Here is a 25,665-nt window from a genome sequence, read left to right as displayed (position 1 = left end):
CATGCCCAAAATAGTATTTCTGCCCCATAAAGACCTTTGCCCGGATGGTGCAGTACTGGAAGCAATCCAAGGTGAGACCATACTGGATGTCGCCTTACGCAATGGAATCGACATCGAGCATGCCTGTGAGAAATCCTGCGCGTGCACCACTTGTCACTGTATCGTGCGCGAAGGGTTTGATTCGCTGCCGGAAAGCAGTGAGCTGGAAGATGATATGTTGGATAAAGCTTGGGGCCTGGAGCCGGAAAGCCGTCTGAGCTGTCAGGCGACAGTGACGGATGAAGATCTGGTGGTCGAGATCCCGCGTTATACCATTAACCATGCGCGTGAACATTAATCATAAGCGAGAACATTGATATGAGTTTAACGTGGCAAGATACTCGCGCGATAGGCGAAGCGCTTTACGACCAATTCCCGGATACAGATCCGAAAACAGTGCGTTTTACCGATATGCACCAATGGATCTGTGACTTAGAGGATTTCGATGACGATCCGCAGGGATCAAACGAAAAAGTGCTGGAAGCCATCCTGCTGGTCTGGTTAGATGAGTTTGAATAAATACCTGAGGGTCGCACGAGCGGCCCTTTTTTCTATCTGTTACTGTATAGCAGACAGTATTTTTTAGAGTAGAACGTTTTGATCCGCCGTGGCTAACACAGGGCCGCGTATAAGCAGCTGAATAACAGCAAAAAATAATAATGAAGAGGTAGTTCATGACAACAGAAATGATGCAAGTAACCTTATCAAATCACCCAGCCGACGCCCGTTGGGGAGAGAAAGCCCAGTTGAGTACCGATGCCGAGGGGATGACTATCCACCTGACGGGAAAAAATGAATTGGGTACCATTCAACGTGCCGCTCGCAAAATAGATGGGCAAGGTATCAAACAGGTAAAACTGGCCGGTGAGGGCTGGGGTCTGGAACAAAGCTGGGCATTCTGGCAAGGTTTCCGTGGGCCAAAAGGTCAGCGCAGTGTGGAGTGGGCAGAGCTGCCAGAGAACGAAAAAACCGAGCTGAAACAACGGTTAAAAATTATTGACTGGGTGCGCGATACTATTAATGCACCAGCAGAAGATTTAGGGCCAGAACAACTGGCTAAAAACGCGATTGATTTGCTGTGCGCAGTATCATGTGATGCTGTCAGCTACCGTATTACCAAAGGTGAAGATCTGCGCGAGCAGGGTTATGCCGGGATTTACACCGTGGGCCGTGGCTCTGATCGTGCGCCGGTATTGCTGGCTTTGGACTATAACCCAACCGGTAACCCAGATGCGCCAGTTATGGCGTGTTTGGTTGGCAAAGGTATTACTTTTGATTCAGGTGGTTACAGCCTGAAACAGAGCGCATTTATGGATTCTATGAAGTCCGATATGGGCGGTGCGGCGACAGTCACGGGCGCATTGGCATTAGCAGCAGCTCGTGGCTTGAAAGAACGAGTAAAACTGTATTTGTGTTGCGCGGATAATATGGTTAGCGGTAATGCCTTTAAGCTGGGTGATATCATTCGCTATCGCAATGGCAAAACCGTCGAAATCATGAACACTGATGCTGAAGGGCGCTTAGTATTGGCTGATGGTCTGATTGATGCTTCTGAGCAGAATGCACCGCTGATTATTGATGCTGCCACTTTGACCGGTGCGGCAAAAACCGCGTTGGGTAATGATTACCACGCGCTATTTAGTTTTGATGATGAATTGGCACAAGAGTTGTTGAGCAGCGCGCAAAGTGAGCACGAGCCTTTCTGGCGCTTGCCGTTAGCTGAATTCCATCGCAGCCAACTGCCATCCAACTTTGCTGAATTGAATAATGTCGCGGGGGCAGCCTACAGTGCGGGTGCCAGCACCGCCGCAGCATTTTTATCGCATTTCGTGAAAGACTATCAGCAAGGTTGGCTGCACATTGACTGCTCCGCGACTTACCGTAAAGGTGCGGTTGAGCAATGGTCGGCTGGTGCTACAGGTCTGGGAGTTCGTACTATTGCTAACTTACTGTTGGCGAAAGCAAAACAGTAAGTTAGGTGAATTAAGGGGCTAGCACACCTACGGGCACTCCGGCGGCTCACGCCGCTACGACCCGAATGGTGCACTTCCCCTTTATTTGGCTTTGTAAGCTACCAATGGGGCGCATTTACGTCCCTTTGTTCGATCTGCTTGACGTTTTTCGGAGTACAAGATGAGTTTGCCACAACCCCCTGCTGCTGATAGCCACGTAAGTCACCATCATGATGAAGACCAAAATCTGGAGTCTTTGCTAAAACTGGCGGCGACGGAATCAATTCATCGCACTGCCTTTTTCCGCACACTGTTGGATGCCACGGTTTTGGTGCTGGTGGACGGGGCAGAGCAGGGCGATGAAGAGGGTGAGATGACCTTCACAACAGGCGATGGGGTGAATATTCTTCATTGGGAAAAGCAGGATGGTGAATCAGTCATTCCTTTCTTTACCTCGGTAGAGGTGCTCCAGCAGGCGCTAGATATTGCCGAAGATCAACCGAGTGACAGTGAAAAACTGTCAGTTAATCACCCAAAACAACCTTTTATCGCCATGCCAGTGCGGGTGTTATTCGAAATGACCCAGGGCGCACATCTGTTTTTGAACCCAAAATCAGAGCACGGTAAAGAGTTTTGGCCGCAAGAAGTGGCGATGCTACTGGAAAATGGCGGTTTAGCCCAACCAGCTGAAATGGTGGTGGATAAAGAGAGCCAAATCCTGTTGGGGCAGCCGGAAGAATATCCTGCGGCGATGGTGGATGCCCTGATCCAGCTGTTTAGCCAGCGCAAACCCGTGCGGCGTGCTTTCTTGGCACTGATGCATGATAAGAGTGTGGATGATAAACCTAACTTATTGGTTGGGCTGGAAGTGGATGGTACAGATGATGAGATTGACCAACTGATTCAAGAGGCCGGTAATGTGGCCAGTGACCATGCACCGGATGATGGCCCGGTAGATTTTTGCGTAGTGAATGAGAAAGAGCGGGGAGTCAGTCATTACCTGATGACGCACACCCAAGCATTTTACCAGCGCAGATGGGGCAGTTGGCTGAGAAATATCATTCCTTCGACTAGCCATTAATGAGAAAAGGGAGCCAATTTGGCTCCCTTTTTATGACACATAATCATCATTGCTACATGAAGAAATTACTGTGTAATTTAGAAGGTATAAGCAACGCCCATATTAATAGTCATTGGGGTGGTAATGTTTTTACCTTTAGAAACTTTAACTTCTGAGCCGATAGACAGGTTAGACGTCAGGTTTACATTGATACCCACACCGGCGTTAGCACGAGTCCCTTTCAGGCTATTATCAAACATCTCGTTGTTAATCATCACCTTGTTACTTGCCATCAAGTCATGGTCTACCGAGAAAATTGCATAAGGCCTTATTTCTGCGCCGCTATTCAACACAAAGCGATAACCCGTGTTCATGCCCAGAGTGCCGGTTGTCGTACGTGAACCTTGGTTCTGCGCCTCCATGCCGTTAGACAATTTATATTGGCTTTTACCCGAGCTGAAGGTGTTCAAGGCCACATAAGGGGAAACATACATCGCATCAATATTGATATGTTTACCCGCTTTTACTGCCAGCCCCATGCCGGAGAAGTTAGCTGCTCCAGTCGCGTTATTAGCTTGTGATGTCACACTGAGGTTCTGTTTAAACTGGTTGGTTTTGAACACACCATTCAGGTAATAGCCGCTGTTTGCCAAATATTGGACGTAAGCGCCCAATGAGTTGCTTTCCACACTGCCGCTGCTCTGGTAATCAGATTTGATATTGGCGCTAGTATGGCTGGCGAAGCTACCCACACTGAACACGGCATCACCCAACTCAATGGCTTTATCGCCACCTAAAGTCATGCCACTTAACTTCTGATTGAAGTTGGTTGCGGTGCCTTTCACGTCGTAACTGTCATTCAGGTAAGTTAACCACACCCCACTTTCGTTGGTTGCTGAACTTTGTTTATCTAAGCGATTGTGAATTGAGCTTAATTCGGCGTTAAAGATAACGGGCATGGTATTGGCGACGGCTAAAATACCCGCCGTATTTGACGTCAATTTCGTTTTATCTGCGACCAGTTTGAAGCCGCCTTTACCATCACTGACCAGTGAGTGTTTATAGTTACCTAAGTCTACCGGCCCATTAGCCAGGACGAAGCGGGCAGTATTTTTCCCTTTTACATCAATAACATTCAGATTCGCTGGGGCCACGCCACTGGTGTTTATCTTAATGGAAAAAGCCCCATCGGCACTACCCGTGATATTCAATGGTGCGCTGGTATGATTAACCAGTGTTGAACCCAGATTAAAACTACCGTCACCCGCCAGCGATGCCATAGTCAGTTGAGCCGCAGACCGGCTCATATCAATATTACCACCCGCCAATTTCACATTTTTAAAGGCGAATTGTGCTGGCTTGCCGTTGTTACCAGCAAAAGCAGCGCGGGAAGCCGTGCGCACCGCGGTGAGTGGTGCATCTGCGGAGAACAACTGCATATTACCGGCTAAGTTCAGGTCTGCATTTTGGGTGGTTGCGCCACCCTGCACGCTGAGAATACTGTCTTTATTGGCATCAATAGTGCCGCTAATGTTTGCGGTTCTATCAAAAATGACGGTGCTGCCAGTGAATGCGGCATTCACTAAATGACCTGAAATCAAGGCACGGCCATTTTCAACTACCAGCTTATGCGCTTGTGCACGCGCCATCAGATCAAATTTACCGCCTTTGACCAGACTATTGTTAGCAATGGCACCTTTATTAATCGTCAATTTGCTGCCGTTAACGGTGGTGTTATTGGCAGTTGCCTTGTCAACCAGTGTGAAATCAACTGTATTGAACAGGGTATCTTCGATAGCAGCACCCTCTTGAACATCAAATGTGCCGCCATTGATTGTTGTTGCTGTGGCTTTCGCACCTGCTTTTACGGTGAATTCACCCTCATTCAAGGTGGTCTTGTTGGCTGTGGCACCTTTATTCAGCGCAAATTTGCCGCCTTTAACGGTGGTGTCTTTGGCTGCGCCATCAACAATAAAGTCGCCGGAATTCAAGGTGGTAGTGTTGGCTGTCGCACCTTTATTCAGCGCAAATTTGCCGCCTGTCACGGTGGTGTTATTGGCTGCGCCATCAACAATAAAGTCGCCGGAATTCAAGGTGGTCGTGTTGGCTGTCGCACCTTTATTCAGCGCAAATTTGCCGCCTGTCACGGTGGTGTTATTGGCTGCGCCATCAACAATAAAGTCGCCGCCATGTAAGGTAGTCGTGTTGGCTGTTGCACCTTTATTCAGCGCAAATTTGCCGCCTGTCACGGTGGTGTTATTGGCTGCGCCATCAACAATAAAGTCGCCGCCATTTAAGGTGGTCTTGTTGGCTGTGGCACCTTGATTCAGCGCGAATTTGCCGCCTTTAACGGTGGTGTTATTGGCTGCGCCATCAACAATAAAGCCGCCGCCATTTAAGGTGGTCGTGTTGGCTGTTGCACCTTTATTCAGCGCAAATTTGCCGCCTGTCACGGTGGTGTTATTGGCTGCGCCATCAACAATAAAGTCGCCGGAATTCAAGGTGGTCGTGTTGGCTGTGGCACCTTTATTCAGCGCGAATTTGCCGCCTTTAACGGTGGTGTCTTTGGCTGCGCCATCAACAATAAAGTCGCCGGAATTCAAGGTGGTAGTGTTGGCTGTCGCACCTTTATTCAGCGCAAATTTGCCGCCTGTCACGGTGGTGTTATTGGCTGCGCCATCAACAATAAAGTCGCCGGAATTCAAGGTGGTGCTGCTGGCCGTTGCACTGTCATTAACAAAAAACTGGCTGTGACTGACAACGGTATCTTTAGTTTTTGCACCCTCTTGCAGGGTAAAGACTGAACCTGACGTCAGTTTGGTCGCATCCGCTGTTGCACCTTTTACCAACTCTAATTCGGCAAAGTCCAGCAGAGTGTCAGTGGCTGTGGCACCACTTTCGAGGGTAAATGTGGTAGCTCTATTAGATATATGAGCGTTTTCGACTGTGGCACCAGATTTGAGAATCAGTGTACCTTCACCAGATACATTGACTTCATCCGCACTGGCACCGTCATTAACGGTCATCGTGCCATTGAGCACATGAGTTAAAAAGGCTGACGAACCTTTTTCCAAGGTAAACTCACTATTGTCAGCACGCACCTCAGTTCCGCTGGTTTTAGCATTAGCCTTTAAAGTAAATACCGCGTCTTCACCGACTTTAGTGCTATCAGCCGTTGCTCCCTCGATCAACTCCAGATTGGCTCCATTCAGTGAAGTATGTTGCGAGTTAGCCCCTTTTTCGATAGTCAGCGTGCCACCATCAATAGTGGTTTTAGAGGCTTTGGCACCCTCTTGCAGCTCCACCGTCCCTTTTGTGCTGCTAAGTTTATGAATTTCGGCAAATTTGCCAACCGTTGCAATACCGCCTTCAAGGATTTTCGCGTCGTAGGATTTAGCGGCGTTTATGACATCCTTGCCATTTGCATCTTGTGTCTTTGTCCCTGTTAGTATCAGTTTGCCACCATCATGGATGACTGAATTGTGATCAGTCCCGCCATTGTTATTAATGATACCTTTGTTGATAACCGTGCTATTCGCCAGTGCGCCAGCAGCTAGGTTTATGGTGCCATCTTCGCTAATAATGCTATCAAGGATCTGGCCGCCTTTTTCCACATTTTGCACCCCGCCTGCCACGTGAGTGGCAAATGCAAGAGTGTTTGCTGCGACTGTTTGCTGTTCACTTTTGCCAATGATTTGCTCAAATACCGGCATATCAATAGTAGGATCCGTCGCTTTATCTAACTTAGCGAGCGCTGCTACTGCATTATTCATTTCGGTTGTTTTGGTTGCCAGTTCGGCATTTACGTCAAGTTTATGCTGTTGGGCAGCATTATACTGAGTGGCTGTGTTTTGGGCGGCATTTTCGGCTGCTGTGTGTGCAGTAGTCGCATCCTGAACTAACTGATCTGCAGCTTCTGCTTCTGCGATAGCCTGTTGGGCTGCTTTAGCTTCCGCTATTTTTAACGCGGGAGTCGTTGAGGTATTAATCAGATCCTGTAACTCTTTTGCGAGATTTAACGTATTTACATCCCAATTTTGATCTACCGCTGTAATCGCCGCCGCTTTTTCTTTATTAAGTTTTGTTAACTCATCTTCAGCTTTAGTTTTCGCTTTTTCTGTTTTTGTAGCGAGTGTATCAAGAACGCTTGATTTAACACCGAGAAGAAACTCGTTCGATTTTGCCTTAGTGTTTGCTTGCTTTGCTGCTTCCTGTGCCTGTTTAGCCGCTACTTGCGTATCTAATTTGGCTTTTTTATCGGCGAAGTTGATTGCCAGTTTTTCTTTTTGTTCTGGGGTAATCACACCTTGATTTCGATAATCCTGAAGCTTATCCAGGGTATCAGCGGTTGTTGATGCGGCTATCGCCCCACTCGATACCAACGAAGAGATCAATATCGATAAAGGTAATAAACGCGTATTTAATATATTGCGATGACTCATGATTTTATAATTTCCTATTTAAAAGTTACCATTTAATAAATAGCCACCCAGTAGGGTTAATGGTAAAAATATGAGGGCAATATATTCATGGGGAGGTTATTTTCCTATTTATTAAAATATTAATTTTGGTTTTAATATTAACTTTGTTTTTTGGGTGGTTTTTTTAGCGATCTTAATTGTTGTATCAAGCTGTTTTTAATGTAAAAATTAATTGGTTATTATGGTTTTTATATTATTGTGGGATATTTGTTTAAAATTTTTTTAAAAAAACATTAAATATAAAGTAAGCATGCTGTACATATGAAATTTTAAATTTTACGGCGTAACATAACGTTCAATTTGGCAAGAATAGTCCGGCTCACTCACTCCCTATATTCCCTTTCAGGTGAATGCTATAATCTTGCCATCAACCAGGGAGAGAGATATGAATCACAACGGTTTGCATCGGTTAATGTCGAGAATAAAAGGGCGCCAGATGGCTCTCTTGGTCAGTGCCGTTTTGTTAAGTAGCGTGCTGTTATTAGCGGGCTGTGATGATGAGAGTAAAAATAAGGATGTTGCCGCTCCAGCTGCCCCAGCCACGACACAGACCAGTGAACCTGCAGCCGAAGCAACGGTGAGCAAAATAGACGATGCAAACAAGTTGGCGGAGCTAACAAAACAGCATGCGGGTCAGCCGCTAACTTTACTGGATGCCTCTGAACTACAACTCGATGGTGCCAGTGCCATGGTGCTGACTTTCTCGCAACCATTGGATCCCAAACAAGACTTTTCCTCTCATGTGCATCTGGTTGATACCGTTAGCGGTAAAATCGACGGTGCCTGGGAGTTATCCGACAATCTGATGGAGCTGCGGTTACGTCATCTTAAACCTGAACGTAAATTACTGCTGACCATTGATAGCACTTTGCGAGGGATTGGGGGAGCCCAACTGGGTAAACAACAGCAGCAGCAACTCACTACCCGCGATATCAAACCGAGTGTCGGATTTGCCAGTAAAGGTTCTTTATTGCCGGGTAAATTGGCACAGGGCTTGCCGGTGATGGCGCTCAATGTTGATAGCATTGATGTTAACTTTTTCCGTATTAAGCAAAGCAGCCTGGCTAATTTCCTGGCGAACTGGCAATACCGCAGCGCACTGTCAAATTGGGAATCGGACGAATTACTGAAAATGGCTGATCTGGTGTATACCGGCCGTTTTGATCTCAATCCTGTCGCCAATACTCGCGAAAAACTATTACTCCCCTTAGCCGATATTAAGCCGTTGCAAGAATCTGGTGTCTATCTGGCTGTGATGCAACAAGCCGGGCGTTATAGCTACACCAATGCCGCCACCTTATTTACCCTGAGTGATATAGGTGTTTCGTTACACAGTTACCACGACCGGATGGATGTTTTTACCCAAGCATTAGCTGGTGGGGCAGCCTTGAAAGGGGTGCTGCTGCAATTGCTGGATGAAAAAGGCCAAGTGCTGGCACAGGCTGAAACTGACAGTCAGGGCCATGCGCAGTTGGAAAAGAATGCCAAGGCGAAATTGCTGCTGGCTTCGCAAAACGGCCAAACCAGCTTGATTGATCTCAACACACCGGCGCTGGATCTGGCTGAGTTTGATATCGCCGGGCCGGAAGGTTTCCAGAAGCAGTTTTTTGCTTTTGGCCCGCGAGACCTGTACCGCCCGGGAGAAACCTTAATTGTCAATGGGTTACTGCGTGATGCTGATGGTAAACCACTGACCACTCAGCCGGTTAAAGTCGATATTCTCAAGCCCGATAACCAAGTGGTGCGCAGCTTTGTTTGGCAGCCGCAAGACGGTTTGTATCAATATCAATACGCCATTCCGGAAGGCGGCCCCACCGGTGAATGGTCTTTGCGTATGAATTTGGGCGATAACCAGCCGCGCCTCTACAAATTTAAAGTCGAAGATTTCCTGCCAGAGCGCATGGCACTAGAGATTGCCACCCGTAAAGAACCCATCGCCATCGACAGCGAAGCCAGCTTTGCTATCACTGGCCGCTATCTTTATGGTGCTCCAGCATCCGGTAACCGGCTGCAAGGGCAATTATTCCTGCGCCCACTGCGGGAAGCGGTGGCATCATTACCCGGTTTTGAATTCGGGTCAGTTATTGAAGAAAATCTCTCGCGCACCTTGGATGAGTTTGATACCACACTCGACAGTGATGGTCAGGCTGACATCGAAGTCGATAACAGTTGGCAGAATGCGCAATCGCCGCTGAAACTGATTTTACAGGCCAGTTTGCTGGAATCCGGCGGGCGGCCTGTCACACGGCGCGCTGAGCAAGCATTATGGCCAGCCGATGCGCTAGCGGGTATCCGCCCCTTGTTCAATAAGCAGCAAGTTTATGATTACCGCAGTGACAGCTATAAATCACAGGCTATGGTCGATCAGGACACTACCGCTGATTTCGAGATTGTCTATGCCAATGCCGAGGGTGAAAAACTGGCGGCCAATGGCTTGAAGGTAAAGCTGGTGCGTGAACGCCGCGATTACTATTGGCAGTGGTCGGAAAGTGATGGCTGGCAGTCATTGTATGATAAAAAAGATCTGACATTGGCAGAGCAGTCGGTGAATATTCCCGCCGACGGTAGCGCTAAAGTCAGCTTCCCGGTGGAGTGGGGCGCATATCGGATTGAGGTGAGTAATCCAGATAATGAATTAGTCAGTAGCTCCCGTTTCTGGGCCGGTTATAGCTGGCAGGATAATACCGGCGGCAGTGGCGCGGTTCGGCCTGATCAAGTCAAACTGACACTGGATAAACCGGCTTATCGCCCGGGCGAAAAAGTAAAATTACACATTGAAGCACCGGCTGCTGGTAACGGCTATTTGCTGGTGGAATCCAGTGACGGCCCATTATGGTGGCAGGAAGTGACCATTCCGGCGGGGGGCGCTGAGGTTGAAGTGCCGATTAACACACAGTGGAATCGTCATGACCTGTATTTTAGCGCGACAGTGATTCGCCCCGGTGATAAGTCACAGCAGGCGACCCCAAAACGCGCTATTGGTTTGCTGCATCTGCCGTTGGTGGATGAAACCCGCAAACTGGCGCTAGAGCTGGAATCACCAGCGCGTATTCGTCCGAATCAAACCTTGATGGTCAAAGTGAAAGCCAGCCGCACCGGTGCGCCGTTGCCCGAAAAAGTGCAAGTATTGCTGTCAGCGGTTGACAGTGGAATTCTTAATATCACGGATTACGCCACACCCGATCCCTATGACGCTTTCTTTGGCCGCAAACGCTACAGTGCTGATCAATATGATGTTTATGGGCAGTTAATTGAAGGGCAGGGGCGCTTGGCGAGCTTGCGCTTTGGCGGGGATGGTGATGACGAAGATGCGCTCTCCCGCGGCGGTAAAAAGCCAATCACCGAAGTTACGATTGTGGCGCAACAAGCCCAGCCGGTGACATTAAACGCCCAAGGTGAGGGCACCATCGAACTGGCTATTCCTGACTTTAACGGCGAGCTGCGCTTGATGGCACAAGCCTGGAGCGAAGAAGATTTCGGTAAAGCGGAAGCCAAAGTGGTGGTTGCGGCCCCACTGATTGCCCAACTCGCCACTCCACGTTTCTTGGCGGGCGGGGACAGTACCCAACTGGCATTGGATTTGAGTAATTTATCCGGCCAACCGCAAACGCTATCACTCCAATGGGCCGCTAACGATTTACTGGCACTTAATGGCGCGAAAAACCAATCTATCTCGTTGGCCAATGGTGAGCGCAAAACAGTGCTGATCCCGGTGCGGGCCTTGAATGGCTTTGGGCAGGGTGATATCGGCCTGACCATTACTGGCATGGTTTTACCGAATGAGAAGCTGCCGGATTACCAGCATCATTGGAAAATTGGAGTGCGGCCCGCGTATCCGGCTCAGACTCGCCATTTCGCCAATGTGCTACACAGCGGTGATAGCTGGAGTTTGCCCGCAGAGGCTACCGCAGGGCTGGCCGCTGAAACTCTACAAGGGAAATTGCTGATAAGCAGCCGGCCGCCACTGAATTTAGCGCGTTATATCAGTGAGTTATATGCCTATCCTTATGGCTGTCTGGAACAAACCGTCAGCGGGTTATATCCCTCTTTGTACAGCAATTATGCCCAATTGACGGCGCTCGGTATCAAGGCCGATAGTGATGAAAAACGACGCCAAAGCATTGATGTCGGTATCGAGCATCTGCTCAGTATGCAGCGTTATAACGGCGGTTTTGGCTTGTGGAGCAATGATAGCCCGGAAGAGTTTTGGCTGACGGCCTATGCCACAGACTTCCTCTATCGCGCTAGTCAGCAAGGGTACAGTGTGCCGGTGGCGGCGCTCACGGCGGCGAATAATCGTTTACAGCGCTATTTACAAGACCCAAGTCAAATTGAAATTCGCTACAGCGAACAAACCAAACATACTCGTTTTGCGGTGCAGGCCTATGCTGGCTTGGTATTGGCACAGCAGCAGCAAGCCTCATTGGGCGCTTTGCGCCAATTATATACCCACAGCAATGATGCGCGTTCTGGTTTGCCGTTGGTGCAACTGGGTGTGGCGCTGAAATTGATGGGGGATATGCCACGGGCTAAAGAAGCGATTACCCAAGGGCTGAACACCCGCCGCAGTGATAAAGATTACTGGCTGGAAGATTACGGCAGTTCACTGCGCGATGATGCACTGATTTTAGCATTGCTGACGGACAATAATCTGCAACCACAAGCACGCGATACGCGGCTGTTGGCACTGTCTGATGCGTTGACCAGCCGCAACTATTTGTCCACGCAGGAGAGCAATGCGGTATTCCTCGCGGGTCGCACATTGATGAGTGGCGCTGAAACGCCGTGGCAGATGGCGATAGCTCCGCAAGTTGAGCCGATTGCCTCGGTAGCGGCATTGACGCAAAGCACGGCATTGAACCAAAACTGGTCGGCACAGCAGTTGGCAGGCGGAATGCAATTACAAAACCGTGGCGATGTTGCCCTGTATAGCCGCGTGGATATCGTGGGATATCCGCAGCAAACGCCCGCGCCATTCAGCAATAATTTGCATATCACCCGCAGTTATATTGGGCTTGATGGTCAGCCGTTGCGCTTATCACAGTTGAAAAGTGGCGAGTTGGTTTTGGTGCATTTAGATGTCTGGGCTGATAAACGGGTGCCAGATGCGCTGGTGGTCGATTTGCTGCCTGCCGGTTTGGAGCTGGAAAACCAGAATTTGGGCGACAGCAGCGCCAGCCTGGGGGAAAGCGCCAGCAGTGTGACTGAGTTGATGCAAGATATGCAGCAGTCGGATATCAAGCATCAGGAATTCCGCGATGACCGCTATGTTGCCGCAGTCAATGTCGATGGATATCGCCACACCACCTTGCTCTATCTGGCGCGTGCGGTTACACCGGGAGTCTATCAGGTGCCTGCGCCACAGGTGGAATCTATGTATGTTCCGGACTGGCGAGCGCTGGGCAGCACGGTGTCGCAGCTTGAAATAGTTAAGTAAACACTTACTCCCCTTTTGCCACTACGGGTAAAAGGGGAGGCTAAATCGTCTTGATGCTAAAAATAGGCTTTTCCTGTCATCGCCGTAAACTTTGGCTGCTGGCGCTTATTGTTGTGCTGTTTCCGGCCCTATTGTGGCTGGCGGATAAACGTTGGCCGCTTCCACTGGCTGAAGTACAGGTCGCGCGGGTGGTCACCGCTGAAGATGGTACGCCGTTATGGCGCTTTGCCGATGCTGACGGGGTGTGGCGCTATCCGGTCACCCTAAAACAGGTTTCACCTTATTACTTGCAAGCGCTGCTGACCTTTGAAGACCGCTGGTTTTATGCTCATCCCGGAGTGAACCCCTTGGCGTTGGCCCGCGCGGCCTGGCAGGATGTGCGGGCGGGTAAGATTCTTTCCGGCGGTAGCACACTATCTATGCAAGTTGCCCGCTTAATCGACCCACATCCCCGCACGTTGGCCGGTAAACTGCGCCAAGTTTGGCGAACCTTTCAGTTGGAATGGCACTTTTCTAAAGACCAAATTCTCGAAATTTACCTTAATCGTGCTCCTTTCGGCGGCACGCTACAGGGGATTGGTGCCGCCAGTTGGACTTATTTGGGCAAACCGCCCTCAGAATTAACCCCCGCAGAAGCGGCATTATTGGCCGCGTTGCCGCAAGCACCAAGCCGTTTGCGCCCAGATCGCTATCCGCTGCGGGCTAAAGCTGCACGCGATAAAGTATTAAGTCGGTTGGCGGATTATCAAGTGTGGTCGGCTAAACAAGTGGCTGATATCAAACAAGAAGATATCTGGCTAGCCCCACGTCAGGTGCCGCAATTAGCGCCATTATTGGCTCGGCGCTTGACGACAGGCAATCAGCGGGAAGTGATTCAAACCACAGTAGATGCCGGTTTACAGCGGCAATTGGAAAATATGGCGGCAGGTTGGCGTCACCAACTCCCCGAGAAAACTTCATTGGGGTTGCTGGTGGTAGACCACAGCAACATGAAAGTGCGTGCTTACCTCGGCTCGGTCGATTTTCAAGACAACCGCCGCTTCGGCCATGTGGATATGGTCAGCGCCTGGCGCTCGCCGGGGTCAACACTCAAGCCATTTCTGTATGCGATGGCCTTGGATGATGGCCTGATCCATGCAGAATCACTGTTGCAAGATGTGCCGCGCCGTTTTGGTGATTATCGCCCCGGTAATTTTGATACCGGATTCCACGGCCCGGTGAGTGCCAGCGAGGCATTGGTGCGCTCATTAAATCTACCGGCGGTGCAATTACTGGAAGCCTATGGCCCTAAACGTTTTACAGCTAATTTGCGTAATGGCGGTTTGAACTTACGTTTTCCTCTTCACAGTGAACCCAGTTTGGCGGTGATTTTGGGAGGAACGGGGTCACGGCTGGATCAGTTGGTTGCAGCGTACAGTGCTTTTGCGCGAGGCGGAATGGCCGCTAGTTTGCGGTTCGAACCCCAACAGAAGGTACAGGAACGGCGGTTATTCTCAGCGGGCGCGGCATGGATTACCCGGCGAATTATGGCGGGGGAAGCTCGGCCATTACCGGATGATATTTTACCTGCTACTGTGCCGCTGGCATGGAAAACCGGCACCAGCTATGGCTATCGTGATGCTTGGGCAATTGGCATTAATGCGCGTTATACCATTGGCGTGTGGGTCGGCCGGCCAGATGGCACACCGGTCGCTGGGCAGTTTGGTTACGCCACTGCCATCCCTATTCTCAATCAGGTCAATAATTTACTGATGACGGGGGTACAGCAAAATGGTCGCCAGCTACCTCTTGATCCCCGCCCGTCTTCTGTCAGCCGCGAAGAGATTTGCTGGCCAGGGGGGCAACCGCTCGCTGCGGGTGATAGCAACTGCCGACAGCGGCGGCAAAGCTGGATTCTGGATGGTACTTTGCCTCCAACCTTGGCAGCACCGGGTCAGGAAAATAGGCAGGGTAGCCAACTCAGTGTATGGCTAAATCCCCAGGGCAAGCGAGTTGCGGCAGATTGCCCTGGTGCTAAGCCAGCACAATTAACACTTTGGCCGTTGCCGCTTGAACCTTGGCTACCGCTGGCAGAGCGCCGCAGCCAAAGACTCCCCGTAGCCAGCAGTGAATGTCCGCCACAAGGTGATAGTGAGGCAGCACCCTTGTTGGTTTTAGGTATACGTGATGGTGCGGTTGTAAAGCGATTGCCGGGCCAAAATCGTCTCGATCTCCGTTTAGAAGCACAAGGTGGGCGTGGACAAAGATGGTGGTTCCTCAATGGGGAGCAGGTGGCGGTGACTGAGAATAATCAGTCGTGGGTACAAACACTTACAACTCCGGGCCGCTATCAACTTAATGTATTGGATGAGAGTGGGCAGGTGAGTAATTTGGTATTTAAATTAAATTAGCAATTATGTTTATGACTTTAAATGATAGTCTATTTCTTCTATTTCTTCTATTTCACGAAAATAATATGCTTGTGATAAAAATCATATTAATGACCTTCTTTATTTTAATGTAATATGTTTGAAGTTGTTTTTATATGATTGCCTTTAATTTTAGGTTAATAATTCGCTTAATTTTGTTAATAAATTTACTATAATAAAATAATGCAATTTCATTATAATGAATGAAATATTGGAGGATGTATGATAAGAAATAAATTTCCATTCATATTATTTCCGTTAGTTTCAATGTTAAGTTTTGATGCATTTTCTAATGACCCTAAAATTTGTTTTTTCGTTGATGATAATTATCAAGGGGAATCTCTTTGTACTACAGAGGGTAATGCTATTAATGATATGCCTCTTAAGTGGAATGATCGTATATCGTCAATTTCTGTTCCTCATGGATTAGTGGTTTCTGTTTTTAAAGATATTAACTTTTCTGGCAGAACATTAACATTGAAAGATAGTGTGGATTCATTGTCATCTCTGCGCTGGGCAAATTTAGATGATGAGATTAGTTCTTTTAAGGTCAGAAGTGCCGCGTGTTTTTATGAACTTGATGCATTTGCTGGTGACTCGTTTTGTTTGTCCGGTAATGAGAGTTTAGACCTTTATCATGCTAGTGATCCTGCGGATCGTAAATATCATGTCGTCAATATATTTAATGACAGAATCAGTTCTATAAAGCTACCGCCGGATACTCAAGTAACTCTTTATGAACATGATAGTTTTACTGGGAAATATTATGTAATAACAAATGATTTTTCTGCTGGCGATTTAGAAGCAATTGGTATGAATAAAAATATAACCAGCATGAAGGTTTCTCAACAGGAGTATTTTACTTGTGACCAATATTGTATTGTAAAAGACACAGTTTCTATTCCTCTAGGACATGCGTTTGGGGATTATTGGTTAGATGAGAGAATTAAATATAAAGAGGTGCTAATTAGTTTTAGTCTTAGTGGCGAAGATAATTATGCCCTTGAACTTTTTGATGGCGGCCTTATCAAGGTTATGGGGCTGGTGATATTGTTGGTGCATAAGGCTCACCAAGAAAATAGTTATATATTTGAATTAGATGAGCATAGTGATACACTATCATTTCTATTTAGGTTTAATGGTGGTTATTCTGAAGTTCAGTTTATTGAATCTGTGGGGAGCAAAGCAATATATGTATCACCTTTGGTTGGGGATTTATTTTCTGTTGGGTTTACTAATATAAAATTAGTTATTAAAAATGATAATAATACTAATGGGAGCACACCTCTAATTATTAATAAAATCGTCTTGGCAGCAGAGAAAGTATTGTCTCGACAGGAACGAAGTTTTGTTGGAAATGCTGCCTGTTGGCTTATACCTATCATTAGTATTTATAACTATGTTGTCCAAGGTAACTGCAATCAAGCCGACAGGTTTATAAATAATACTGTTGCTTTCTTTGCTAATAACGACAATAAAATATTACAAATATCTGGTTCTGCAAAGCCGTTGCCGAAAAAAAACACTAATAAAACTATGGAGTTTGAAACGAGCATTACAGATATTGCTTCTGACATTGAGACAACATTAACACATATAAATGTTGATATGTGGAGCAAAGCATTAGCCATACCGGCGACTGCATTAGCCTGCAAGGTGCCGATGAAAGAACAATTATTGCCTAATTTACGTATTCGGCGTGATCTAATCCCGAATTGTGTTGATTGGACATTAAGTATTTTGACTGATTTCACTTTGCTGTTTGGTGACAGTGTAGATCATTGGAATGCTGAAAATTTTGGCCGGATAATTGAACGTATTATTAAAGAGGGGGATCTCGGTCATGGGCCACCGAATAACCCAGTGGAAACGCGTTTGATCGAAAGTGTTCAGATGCATTTGGCTGAAAATGCTGCGGATTTTTTACACATCAAAACGGCGTTTGATTTTTCACAGCTCAGTTATGCCAATTATTTGTTCCACCATGACGTTGACAATAGCGCCCATTCGCCAGCGGTAACACAGGAGTTACCCTTGGGGCGTTATGAATTAGCGCTGCCAAATTTTCAATTTACCGTGACCCCGGCCCGTATACGCCGAGGGGGGAGCTGGGTAGAAGATCCCGAATTAAATTTTGATATCGAGGTTATTAGTGGGACGACGGATGACACACTGGTTGCTCGGCAAAACGTCATACCAGTGATTAACCAATGGCGAGGAGTGTATCGCCATGCTAAGAAACCGCCTGTGGCGGTGTCTGCATTAGGCGGAAATGGGGATGATCCGGTTAGCGGGGATGATAAGGTTGTAGCTGATACTGGTGCTAGCAGTAGTGCCGGTAGGGGGGGAGAAATTGATGATGCGGTCACGGCTGGTGATGGAGTGATTGAGGCTGCGCGCATCGTTAGTGATGTTGCGCAAAGTTGGTTGCGAACCAGCAGTGATGACTATATCTATGTGATTGTCCGCATGTCCGGGCAGATAATTAGCATCACAATGGCTATTGATATCAATGAGTTTGATGTTGGGATCGCGGGTTCACTGACTCATCCGGATTATGTATTACACCCCGAGGCAGAAGGCACAATAAGAGGGGCAGGAACTGCTGCGATCAGGGCTTTGGCTGATTACTTGAGTAAAAAAGGAAAACGCGCTTTGATATCAGACGTTATCAGTAAGCCTTCGGCAATTGTCAAAAAGAAAGTGGGATTTAAGTTTATTGATGAGCTCTGATCCCAGATTTACCTGTGCCGCCAGTATGTTACCTTTAAATGGGTGGCGGTGAGAAAACAGGTTTGTAGGTAAAATGTGAGTTGTGCATAAAAATAAGTAATTAAGATAAATATTTTTTAATAAAATGTTGTAATTCCCGTATGCAAGCGCCAACCACACACATATAATCGGCGACCACTGTACAGGGTCGGCATAATTTTGTAGTAAAAGGAACCATCCGCCAGCCAAGTTTATGTGCTCATTTACTGCACTTATCGGGGTGGATTCCGAGTCCGGTCAATATTAAAAATCCAATAGAGGTTATCATGGCTTTAGAACGTACTTTCTCCATTATCAAACCCAATGCTGTTGCCAATAATGATATCGGTGCCATCTATGCGCGTTTTGAAAGAGCTGGTTTCAAAATCATTGCTGCAAAAATGCTGCATCTGACCAAAGAACAAGCAGAAGGTTTTTACGCTGAACATAAAGGCCGCCCATTCTTCGATGGCTTGGTTGAGTTTATGACCTCAGGCCCAATCATGGTTCAGGTTTTGGAAGGTGAAAATGCCGTTCAGCGCCACCGTGATATTATGGGCGCAACTAACCCTGATAACGCGCTGGCGGGTACTCTGCGTGCTGATTTTGCTGATAGCTTCACTGCTAATGCCGTACACGGTTCTGATGCGGTTGAATCAGCTCAGCGCGAAATTGCTTATTTCTTCGCTGCGGATGAAATTTTTCCCCGCAGCTAATTAATTGATTCGATGCAGAAATGGCCGCTATTTAATCAACTGAAACAATAAAGTTGCTTGTGCGCCTTTCCAATCATGGAATCCCTGCTTTAAAATTCGTACAATGCCGCGCCCCGGTGGAGACAACTCCGCCGGGGCGTTCTATTATTTATTCATCGCCGTTTCGAAAGCCGTACCCGGTTTAAAGCGCAGCGCCGTAAAGTGTAACAACGAGGCCACGACAACTCATGTCTGAACAATTATTAACTGCATCAACGCCAATTGATGCTGCTCCTCAGTCTGACAACGCGGTTGTGACCGCAGCATCAGCCACCAGCAAAATTAATCTGCTGGATTTAAATCGTCAGCAAATGCGCGAATTTTTTGCCGAGATGGGCGAGAAGCCTTTCCGTGCCGACCAGGTCATGAAGTGGATGTATCACTATTGCTACGACGATTTCGAGCAAATGACCGACATTAATAAAGTGCTGCGCGCCAAGTTACAGCGTGTGGCAGAAATCCGTGCACCTGAAGTGGCGGAAGAACAGCGCTCAACCGATGGCACCATTAAATGGGCCATCAAAGTTGGCGATCAACAAGTCGAGACGGTGTACATCCCTGAGGGGGACCGCGCGACCCTGTGCGTGTCATCACAGGTGGGTTGCGCTTTAGAATGTAAATTCTGCTCAACGGCACAGCAAGGTTTTAACCGTAACTTACGGGTATCTGAAATCATCGGCCAGGTGTGGCGTGCGGCCAAGATTATCGGTGCAGTAAAGGCAACCGGTATCCGCCCTATCACTAACGTGGTAATGATGGGCATGGGTGAACCCTTATTGAACCTGAATAATGTGGTACCGGCCATGGATATTATGATGGACGATTTTGGTTTCGGTTTATCCAAACGTCGTGTGACATTGTCCACTTCCGGTGTGGTTCCTGCGCTGGATAAATTGGGCGATATGATTGATGTGGCTTTGGCCATCTCGTTGCATGCCCCTACTGACGATATCCGCGATGAAATTGTGCCTATCAACCGTAAATACAATATTGAAACCTTCCTGGCCGCAGTTCGCCGCTATTTGGCGAAATCAAATGCCAATGGTGGGCGGGTTACGGTTGAATACGTTATGCTGGATCACATCAATGACAGCACCGAGCAAGCTCATCAGCTAGCGGAATGTTTGAAAGATACGCCGTGTAAGATTAACTTGATTCCATGGAACCCGTTCCCGGGGGCACCTTATGGCCGTAGCTCCAACAGCCGGGTGGATCGTTTCTCTAAAGTATTGATGGAATACGGGTTTACGACAATTGTTCGTAAGACGCGTGGTGATGATATTGATGCGGCATGTGGTCAATTGGCCGGTGAAGTCATCGACCGTACTAAACGTACTCTGAAAAAGAAAATGGCCGGTGAACCTATCGCCATTAAAACAGTCTGATTCATAATGCTAATTGTTTGTGTATAACTATTTGTTATTCAACTTATAATTTTGTTATTCAACTTATAATTCGTCGAGTGCGCTATACCCAGAGAGTTTGAAAGATGACGGGTATCTTCACATATAAGGATCATTGAGAGAGCATGAAGCTGATAAGACTGTGGAGAGTTTGCCTGGTGGCGGGCGTATTGGTGGCTGGCTGTTCTGGTTCATCGCCGGAAAAAGTGAGCCAATCCACCGCGGGGCAGACACGTTTGCAACTGGGTTTAGAGTATCTGGCGCAAGGTGATCTTAATGCTGCGCGACAGAACCTTGAGAAAGCTGTAGCGGCAGATCCACAGGATTATCGCGCTCAATTAGGTATGGCTTTTTATGAGCAACGCATCGGTGAAAACAGCGCCGCAGAGCAGCGTTATCAACAAGCGATGAAACTGGCACCGGGAAATGGCACTGTACTGAATAATTACGGTGCGTTTCTGTGTAGTTTAGGGCAGTATGTATCGGCCCAACAACAGTTTAGCGCAGCGGTGCTGTCGCCTGATTACGGTCAGGTTGCAGATAGTCTGGAAAACGCGGGATATTGCTTTTTACGGGCGAATCAAAATGACCAGGCTCGGGTACTGTTGAGCCGGGCATTGAAGTATGATCCGGATAAAGGTGAGCCGCTGCTCGCAGAAGCTCAAAGGCATTTTGGAGAAGGGAATCGCGCTCAGGCGCAATTATTACTGGATGTATATCAACATATCCTTCCAGCCAGTGCTGAAAGTTTATGGTTACAAATTCGTTTCGCCGCGCTAGCAGGCCGTCAAGATAGTGTTCAACGCTATGGCAAGCAGCTTGCGCGAAGTTTTCCACAATCCAAACAGTACCAGCATTTTCTAGCTAATGAATACTGAAGCCTCCCAAGATCAAACTGTTCCAGAGACGACAGGTGTGCGCCTGCGTCAAGCCCGTGAAGCACTAGGGCTAACTCAGCAGATGGTTGCAGAACGTCTGTGTCTGAAAGTATCCACAATCCGTGATATTGAGGAGGATAAAGCACAAGCTAATCTCGCCTCGACATTCCACCGTGGTTACATTCGTTCTTACGCTAAATTGGTTCACCTTCCTGAAGATGAACTTTTGCCGATGTTGGAAAAGCAAGCGCCGATCCGAGCGGCAAAAGTGGCTCCAATGCAAAGTTTCTCATTGGGCAAAAAGCATAAAAAACGTGATGGCTGGTTGATGAGTTTCACCTGGCTTATTGTGTTGGTTGTGCTCGGCCTGACGGGGGCATGGTGGTGGCAAAATCATCAGGCGCAGCAAGCAGAAATAGCCACAATGGCTGATCAATCCTCTGCTCAGTTGTCGCAAAATGACGGGCAATCAGTGCCGCTCACTGATGATAATAGCGATCCTGCGACTCCGGCGGAGACTCAAGCTCCGCTGGCCAATAGCCAATCATCTACTCCAATAGAAAACAGTACTGCGTCAGCGACGAGCAGTGCAGCGCCGGCAGATACGGCGAGTAATCATATTGCCGCAATTGCTCCTCAAGGAACGGCTTCAGCGGAGTCTGCGGTCGTTTCACCCAGTCAGGCACCTATGCCTGATGTCTCTACCGCGCAATCACCATTACCTACAGCAGACGCTGGGGTAACGGGTGCTGCATCATCTGTCGGCTCATTGGTCATGAATTTCACTGCTGACTGCTGGTTACAGGTGGTTGATGCGAGCGGAAAGACATTATTTAGCGGTATCCAAAAAGGAGGCGCGACCCTCAATCTATCAGGAAAATCGCCCTACAAACTGACCATTGGTGCACCTGGTGCATTGACGATTATGTATCAGGGTAACCCAGTAGATTTGAGCAAGTACATTAAGGCTAATCGCGTAGCCCGCCTGACTGTCGGTGTAGAGTAATATTGTGTTTTTGACAAACAACTCTGTGGTTCTAACAAACTGCCATTGTCTTGAGAAAGACAGTCGTTTGGGAAGACCGCTTAGTTGCGAAAACTACACGACTGTAAAGGAGAGTGTGTAATGCATAACGAATCCCCTATTATCCGACGTAAATCGACTCGGATTTACGTCGGTAAAGTACCGATTGGTGATGGTGCACCGATAGCTGTGCAATCGATGACCAATACCAAGACCACTGATGTTGCTGCAACTGTTGCCCAAATAAAGGCGTTGGAACGTGTTGGCGTAGATATCGTGCGAGTCTCAGTACCGACCATGGATGCGGCTGAGGCGTTTAAGTTAATCAAACAGCAGTCAAATGTGCCGCTGGTTGCCGATATCCATTTCGATTACCGTATTGCGCTGAAAGTCGCTGAGTATGGTGTTGATTGCTTGCGAATTAATCCCGGGAATATCGGTTCGGAAGATCGTATTCGTTCTGTGGTTGATTGTGCCCGCCACCACAATATCCCTATCCGTATTGGTATCAATGGTGGATCGCTGGAAAAAGATATTCAGGAACGATATGGCGAACCTACGCCAGAAGCCCTGCTTGAATCCGCGATGCGCCATGTTGATATCTTGGATCGCCTCAATTTTGATCAGTTTAAAGTCAGCGTAAAAGCCTCCGATGTTTTCCTGGCGGTAAATTCCTACCGTTTGTTGGCCAAGCAAATTAATAACCCTTTGCACTTGGGAATAACTGAAGCGGGTGGTGCGCGCAGTGGCTCGGTAAAATCAGCTGTAGGATTGGGCTTGTTGCTGTCAGAAGGCATTGGCGACACTTTGCGCATCTCGTTGGCTGCCGATCCGGTCGAAGAAGTCAAAGTCGGCTTTGATATCCTGAAATCGCTGCGGATCCGTTCTCGTGGGATTAACTTTATCGCCTGCCCAACCTGCTCCCGCCAAGAGTTTGATGTCATCGGTACTGTTAATGCGCTGGAGCAGCGGTTAGAAGATCTGATTACCCCAATGGATGTCTCTATTATTGGTTGCGTGGTCAATGGGCCGGGCGAAGCATTGGTGTCGACTATCGGTGTGACGGGTGCACATAATAAGAGTGGTTTCTACGAAGATGGTGTTCGTCAGAAAGAACGTTTTGATAACGAAAAGATGATCGACCAGTTAGAAGCGAAAATTCGTGCAAAGGCATCGATGCTTGATGCGAATAACCGTATAGTTATCAATATGCTGGATGATAAATAAGTATATCGGGCTATTTATCATCAATGAATACAAAAAAGCGGGCACGGCCCGCTTTATATTGAGCCTGTAGAGCTATACCCTAAATAATTCGAGTTGCAGGAAGGCGGCAAGCGAGATAATCCCAGTGAGCTTACATCAGTAAGTGATTCGGGTGATTGAATGTCGTCAACGTATATGTTGCTTGAAGTCTGACGGGTATAACAAACTGTTGCCATTGAATATGTGGGTGGCAAGCCTCTATAATCGGCTTTATTTTTTGCACTATGCCCAATGTCATTGGCGTTGCTGCCGATACCGCTGCAACATCAAGTAGACCGGACATAAAACTACAGAGAACAGACGTGGCAAAGAACATTCAAGCCATCCGTGGTATGAACGATTACCTGCCAGCCGATACGGCGATATGGCAGCGTATTGAAGGCATTTTAAAACAAGTGCTGGCGGGCTACGGTTATAGCGAAATCCGCATGCCGATTGTAGAGCAGACCCCGTTATTCAAGCGCGCTATCGGTGAAGTGACCGACGTGGTTGAGAAGGAAATGTATACCTTCGACGATCGCAATGGCGAAAGTCTGACCCTGCGCCCTGAAGGCACTGCAGGGTGCGTGCGCGCAGGCATTGAACATGGTCTGCTGTACAATCAAGAACAGCGTCTGTGGTATATCGGCCCGATGTTCCGCTATGAGCGTCCACAAAAGGGCCGCTACCGTCAGTTCCATCAGTTGGGGGCAGAGGTCTTCGGTCTACAAGGGCCAGATATTGATGCAGAATTGATTCTATTGACCGCCCGCTGGTGGCGCGCTTTGGGGATCTCAGAGCATGTACAGCTTGAATTGAACTCCATTGGTTCATTGGATGCGCGCGCAGACTATCGCGAAGCATTGGTCACTTTCCTGGAACAACATGTTGACGTGTTGGACGAAGATTGTAAGCGCCGCATGTACAGCAACCCGTTGCGGGTGCTGGATTCTAAGAATCCAGATGTCCAGTTGTTACTTAATGATGCGCCTAAGCTGTCTGATTATCTGGATGACGAATCAAAACAACATTTTGCGGGCTTGTGTGAACTTTTAGACCAGGCCAGTATCCCATATACCGTCAATGAGCGTTTGGTTCGTGGTTTGGATTATTACAACCGCACGGTATTTGAGTGGGTGACCAACAGTTTGGGCGCGCAAGGTACAGTGTGTGCCGGTGGGCGTTATGACGGTTTGGTAGAGCAACTGGGTGGTCGTGCAACACCTGCTGTTGGTTTTGCTATGGGGCTTGAACGTTTAGTCTTATTGGTGCAGGCAGTGAATCCTGACTTCCAAGTGCCAGCAACAATTGATGTGTATCTCATTTCATCGGGCGAGGGGGCACAAAGTGCTGCGATGCAACTTGCTGAGCGCCTGCGTGATGATTTACCCACGCTAAAGTTGATGACTAACTACGGCGGCGGTAATTTCAAAAAGCAAATTACTCGCGCTGATAAATGGGGTGCCCGCATAGCATTAATACTTGGCGAAAGCGAAGTGGCCGCACAGCAAGTGGTCGTAAAAGATTTGCGAAAGGGTGAACAAGAAACGCTGGCGCAAGCGGATGTTGCTGCGCGTCTGGCTTTGATGTTGGTTTAAGGAGAGAGACACCGTGGAAGTCTATACCACTGATAATGACCAGGTTGATGCAGTGCGCCGTTTCTTTAGTGAGAATGGTAAAGCGCTGGCCGTGGGTGTGGTGCTCGGGATTGGTGCATTAGTGGGTTGGCGTTACTGGCAGAGTCATCAGAACACTGTCTTGACGGAAGCCTCCTCTGCCTATCAGCAAGCCAGTGATGCTTTATTAGCCAATAGTGCTGATAGCGTTGCTCTTGCTGAAAAATTTGTTCAGGGCAATAAAAATAACTACGGCGTACTGGCCGGGTTAGAGCTGGCTCACCACTTTGTTGAGCAAAACGAGTTTGATAAAGCGGCGCAGCAACTTACCCAAGCATTGGGCCAGACAAAAGATGAAAACCTGTTGTCGCTGATTAACCTGCGTCTTGCTCGTTTGCAACTGCAATTGAAAAAACCAGATGAGGCATTGAAAACACTGGATGCAGTGCAAGGTGATGGTTGGACTGCGATGGCGCAAGATGTTCGTGGCGATGCATTATTAAGCAAAGGTGATACCGCAGGTGCACGGGCAGCTTACAGTAAAGGCGTCGAATCAAATGCTTCTCAGGCGCTGCAAGCTTTGCTGCGCATGAAATTGAATAATTTGTCCAGCTAA

General features: G+C 48.0%; 15 protein-coding genes. 14 read left to right on the top strand and 1 reads right to left on the bottom strand.

Features of this window, described 5'->3' with window-relative positions:
- Position 1: 1 nt before the first annotated feature.
- The 4 genes from fdx to sseB all read left to right on the top strand — a co-directional run bounded on the left by fdx (position 2) and on the right by sseB (position 3,072).
- Positions 2-337, top strand: a complete 336-nt coding sequence (gene fdx, locus DX162_RS00485; protein ID WP_032821288.1) for an ISC system 2Fe-2S type ferredoxin — start codon at positions 2-4, stop codon at positions 335-337.
- A 20-nt stretch (positions 338-357) separates the two neighbouring features.
- The gene (iscX, locus tag DX162_RS00480; protein ID WP_004393576.1) at positions 358-558 is read left to right on the top strand and encodes a Fe-S cluster assembly protein IscX; all 201 of its coding nucleotides are present in this window, start codon (positions 358-360) and stop codon (positions 556-558) included.
- A 155-nt stretch (positions 559-713) separates the two neighbouring features.
- Positions 714-2,012 carry an aminopeptidase PepB gene (gene pepB / locus DX162_RS00475; protein ID WP_004393575.1) on the top strand — a complete coding sequence of 433 codons (1,299 nt, stop codon included), beginning with the start codon at positions 714-716 and terminating at the stop codon, positions 2,010-2,012.
- A 160-nt stretch (positions 2,013-2,172) separates the two neighbouring features.
- Positions 2,173-3,072 (top strand): enhanced serine sensitivity protein SseB, encoded by a 900-nt coding sequence (gene sseB, locus DX162_RS00470; protein ID WP_004393574.1) that lies wholly within the window; start codon positions 2,173-2,175, stop codon positions 3,070-3,072.
- Positions 3,073-3,149: 77 nt separating this feature from the next.
- Here the strand turns inward: sseB and DX162_RS00465 are convergent, their stop codons facing one another.
- Entirely contained in the window at positions 3,150-7,493 is a 4,344-nt protein-coding gene (locus tag DX162_RS00465) for an autotransporter outer membrane beta-barrel domain-containing protein (RefSeq protein ID WP_227744187.1), read from the bottom strand.
- A 424-nt stretch (positions 7,494-7,917) separates the two neighbouring features.
- Here DX162_RS00465 and DX162_RS00460 point away from each other — a divergent pair, with 424 nt between their 5' ends.
- From DX162_RS00460 to DX162_RS00415, 10 genes are all read left to right on the top strand, one after another.
- On the top strand, positions 7,918-12,969 hold the full coding sequence (locus DX162_RS00460; RefSeq protein ID WP_032820128.1) for an alpha-2-macroglobulin family protein: 5,052 nt from the start codon (positions 7,918-7,920) through the stop codon (positions 12,967-12,969).
- 53 nt (positions 12,970-13,022) lie between these two features.
- Positions 13,023-15,359 carry a peptidoglycan glycosyltransferase PbpC gene (pbpC, locus tag DX162_RS00455; RefSeq protein ID WP_004391222.1) on the top strand — a complete coding sequence of 779 codons (2,337 nt, stop codon included), beginning with the start codon at positions 13,023-13,025 and terminating at the stop codon, positions 15,357-15,359.
- 240 nt (positions 15,360-15,599) lie between these two features.
- A complete protein-coding gene (locus DX162_RS00450; RefSeq protein WP_032820129.1) occupies positions 15,600-18,110 on the top strand; it encodes a peptidase inhibitor family I36 protein in 2,511 nt (836 codons plus the stop codon).
- A gap of 305 nt (positions 18,111-18,415) precedes the next feature.
- The gene (gene ndk / locus DX162_RS00445) at positions 18,416-18,844 is read left to right on the top strand and encodes a nucleoside-diphosphate kinase (RefSeq protein ID WP_004391224.1); all 429 of its coding nucleotides are present in this window, start codon (positions 18,416-18,418) and stop codon (positions 18,842-18,844) included.
- A gap of 227 nt (positions 18,845-19,071) precedes the next feature.
- Complete coding sequence (gene rlmN / locus DX162_RS00440) at positions 19,072-20,268, top strand: dual-specificity RNA methyltransferase RlmN (protein WP_004391225.1); 1,197 nt, start codon at positions 19,072-19,074, stop codon at positions 20,266-20,268.
- A gap of 143 nt (positions 20,269-20,411) precedes the next feature.
- Complete coding sequence (gene pilW, locus DX162_RS00435) at positions 20,412-21,164, top strand: type IV pilus biogenesis/stability protein PilW (protein ID WP_032820130.1); 753 nt, start codon at positions 20,412-20,414, stop codon at positions 21,162-21,164.
- Entirely contained in the window at positions 21,154-22,170 is a 1,017-nt protein-coding gene (gene rodZ, locus DX162_RS00430; protein ID WP_032820131.1) for a cytoskeleton protein RodZ, read from the top strand. The genes pilW and rodZ overlap by 11 nt, the downstream gene beginning before the upstream one ends.
- 120 nt (positions 22,171-22,290) lie before the next feature.
- Positions 22,291-23,415 (top strand): flavodoxin-dependent (E)-4-hydroxy-3-methylbut-2-enyl-diphosphate synthase, encoded by a 1,125-nt coding sequence (gene ispG, locus DX162_RS00425; RefSeq protein ID WP_004391229.1) that lies wholly within the window; start codon positions 22,291-22,293, stop codon positions 23,413-23,415.
- Between the two features lie 341 nt (positions 23,416-23,756).
- A complete protein-coding gene (gene hisS / locus DX162_RS00420; RefSeq protein ID WP_004391231.1) occupies positions 23,757-25,031 on the top strand; it encodes a histidine--tRNA ligase in 1,275 nt (424 codons plus the stop codon).
- Between the two features lie 13 nt (positions 25,032-25,044).
- Positions 25,045-25,665, top strand: a complete 621-nt coding sequence (locus tag DX162_RS00415) for a YfgM family protein (protein WP_004391232.1) — start codon at positions 25,045-25,047, stop codon at positions 25,663-25,665.

Source organism: Yersinia kristensenii (assembly GCF_900460525.1).
Classification (GTDB): domain Bacteria; phylum Pseudomonadota; class Gammaproteobacteria; order Enterobacterales; family Enterobacteriaceae; genus Yersinia; species Yersinia kristensenii.
The sequence above is the reverse complement of the archived record's forward strand: the minus strand, read 5'-3'. Positions and strand labels throughout refer to the sequence as shown.

Excerpts from the sequence above, each read along its gene's own strand:
- fdx (WP_032821288.1), top strand. The coding sequence starts at position 2 with ATGCCCAAAATAGTATTTCTGCCCCATAAAGACCTTTGCCCGGATGGT.
- iscX (WP_004393576.1), top strand. The coding sequence starts at position 358 with ATGAGTTTAACGTGGCAAGATACTCGCGCGATAGGCGAAGCGCTTTAC.
- pepB (WP_004393575.1), top strand. The coding sequence starts at position 714 with ATGACAACAGAAATGATGCAAGTAACCTTATCAAATCACCCAGCCGAC.
- sseB (WP_004393574.1), top strand. The coding sequence starts at position 2,173 with ATGAGTTTGCCACAACCCCCTGCTGCTGATAGCCACGTAAGTCACCAT.
- DX162_RS00465 (WP_227744187.1), bottom strand. The coding sequence starts at position 7,493 with ATGAGTCATCGCAATATATTAAATACGCGTTTATTACCTTTATCGATA.
- DX162_RS00460 (WP_032820128.1), top strand. The coding sequence starts at position 7,918 with ATGAATCACAACGGTTTGCATCGGTTAATGTCGAGAATAAAAGGGCGC.
- pbpC (WP_004391222.1), top strand. The coding sequence starts at position 13,023 with ATGCTAAAAATAGGCTTTTCCTGTCATCGCCGTAAACTTTGGCTGCTG.
- DX162_RS00450 (WP_032820129.1), top strand. The coding sequence starts at position 15,600 with ATGATAAGAAATAAATTTCCATTCATATTATTTCCGTTAGTTTCAATG.
- ndk (WP_004391224.1), top strand. The coding sequence starts at position 18,416 with ATGGCTTTAGAACGTACTTTCTCCATTATCAAACCCAATGCTGTTGCC.
- rlmN (WP_004391225.1), top strand. The coding sequence starts at position 19,072 with ATGTCTGAACAATTATTAACTGCATCAACGCCAATTGATGCTGCTCCT.
- pilW (WP_032820130.1), top strand. The coding sequence starts at position 20,412 with ATGAAGCTGATAAGACTGTGGAGAGTTTGCCTGGTGGCGGGCGTATTG.
- rodZ (WP_032820131.1), top strand. The coding sequence starts at position 21,154 with ATGAATACTGAAGCCTCCCAAGATCAAACTGTTCCAGAGACGACAGGT.
- ispG (WP_004391229.1), top strand. The coding sequence starts at position 22,291 with ATGCATAACGAATCCCCTATTATCCGACGTAAATCGACTCGGATTTAC.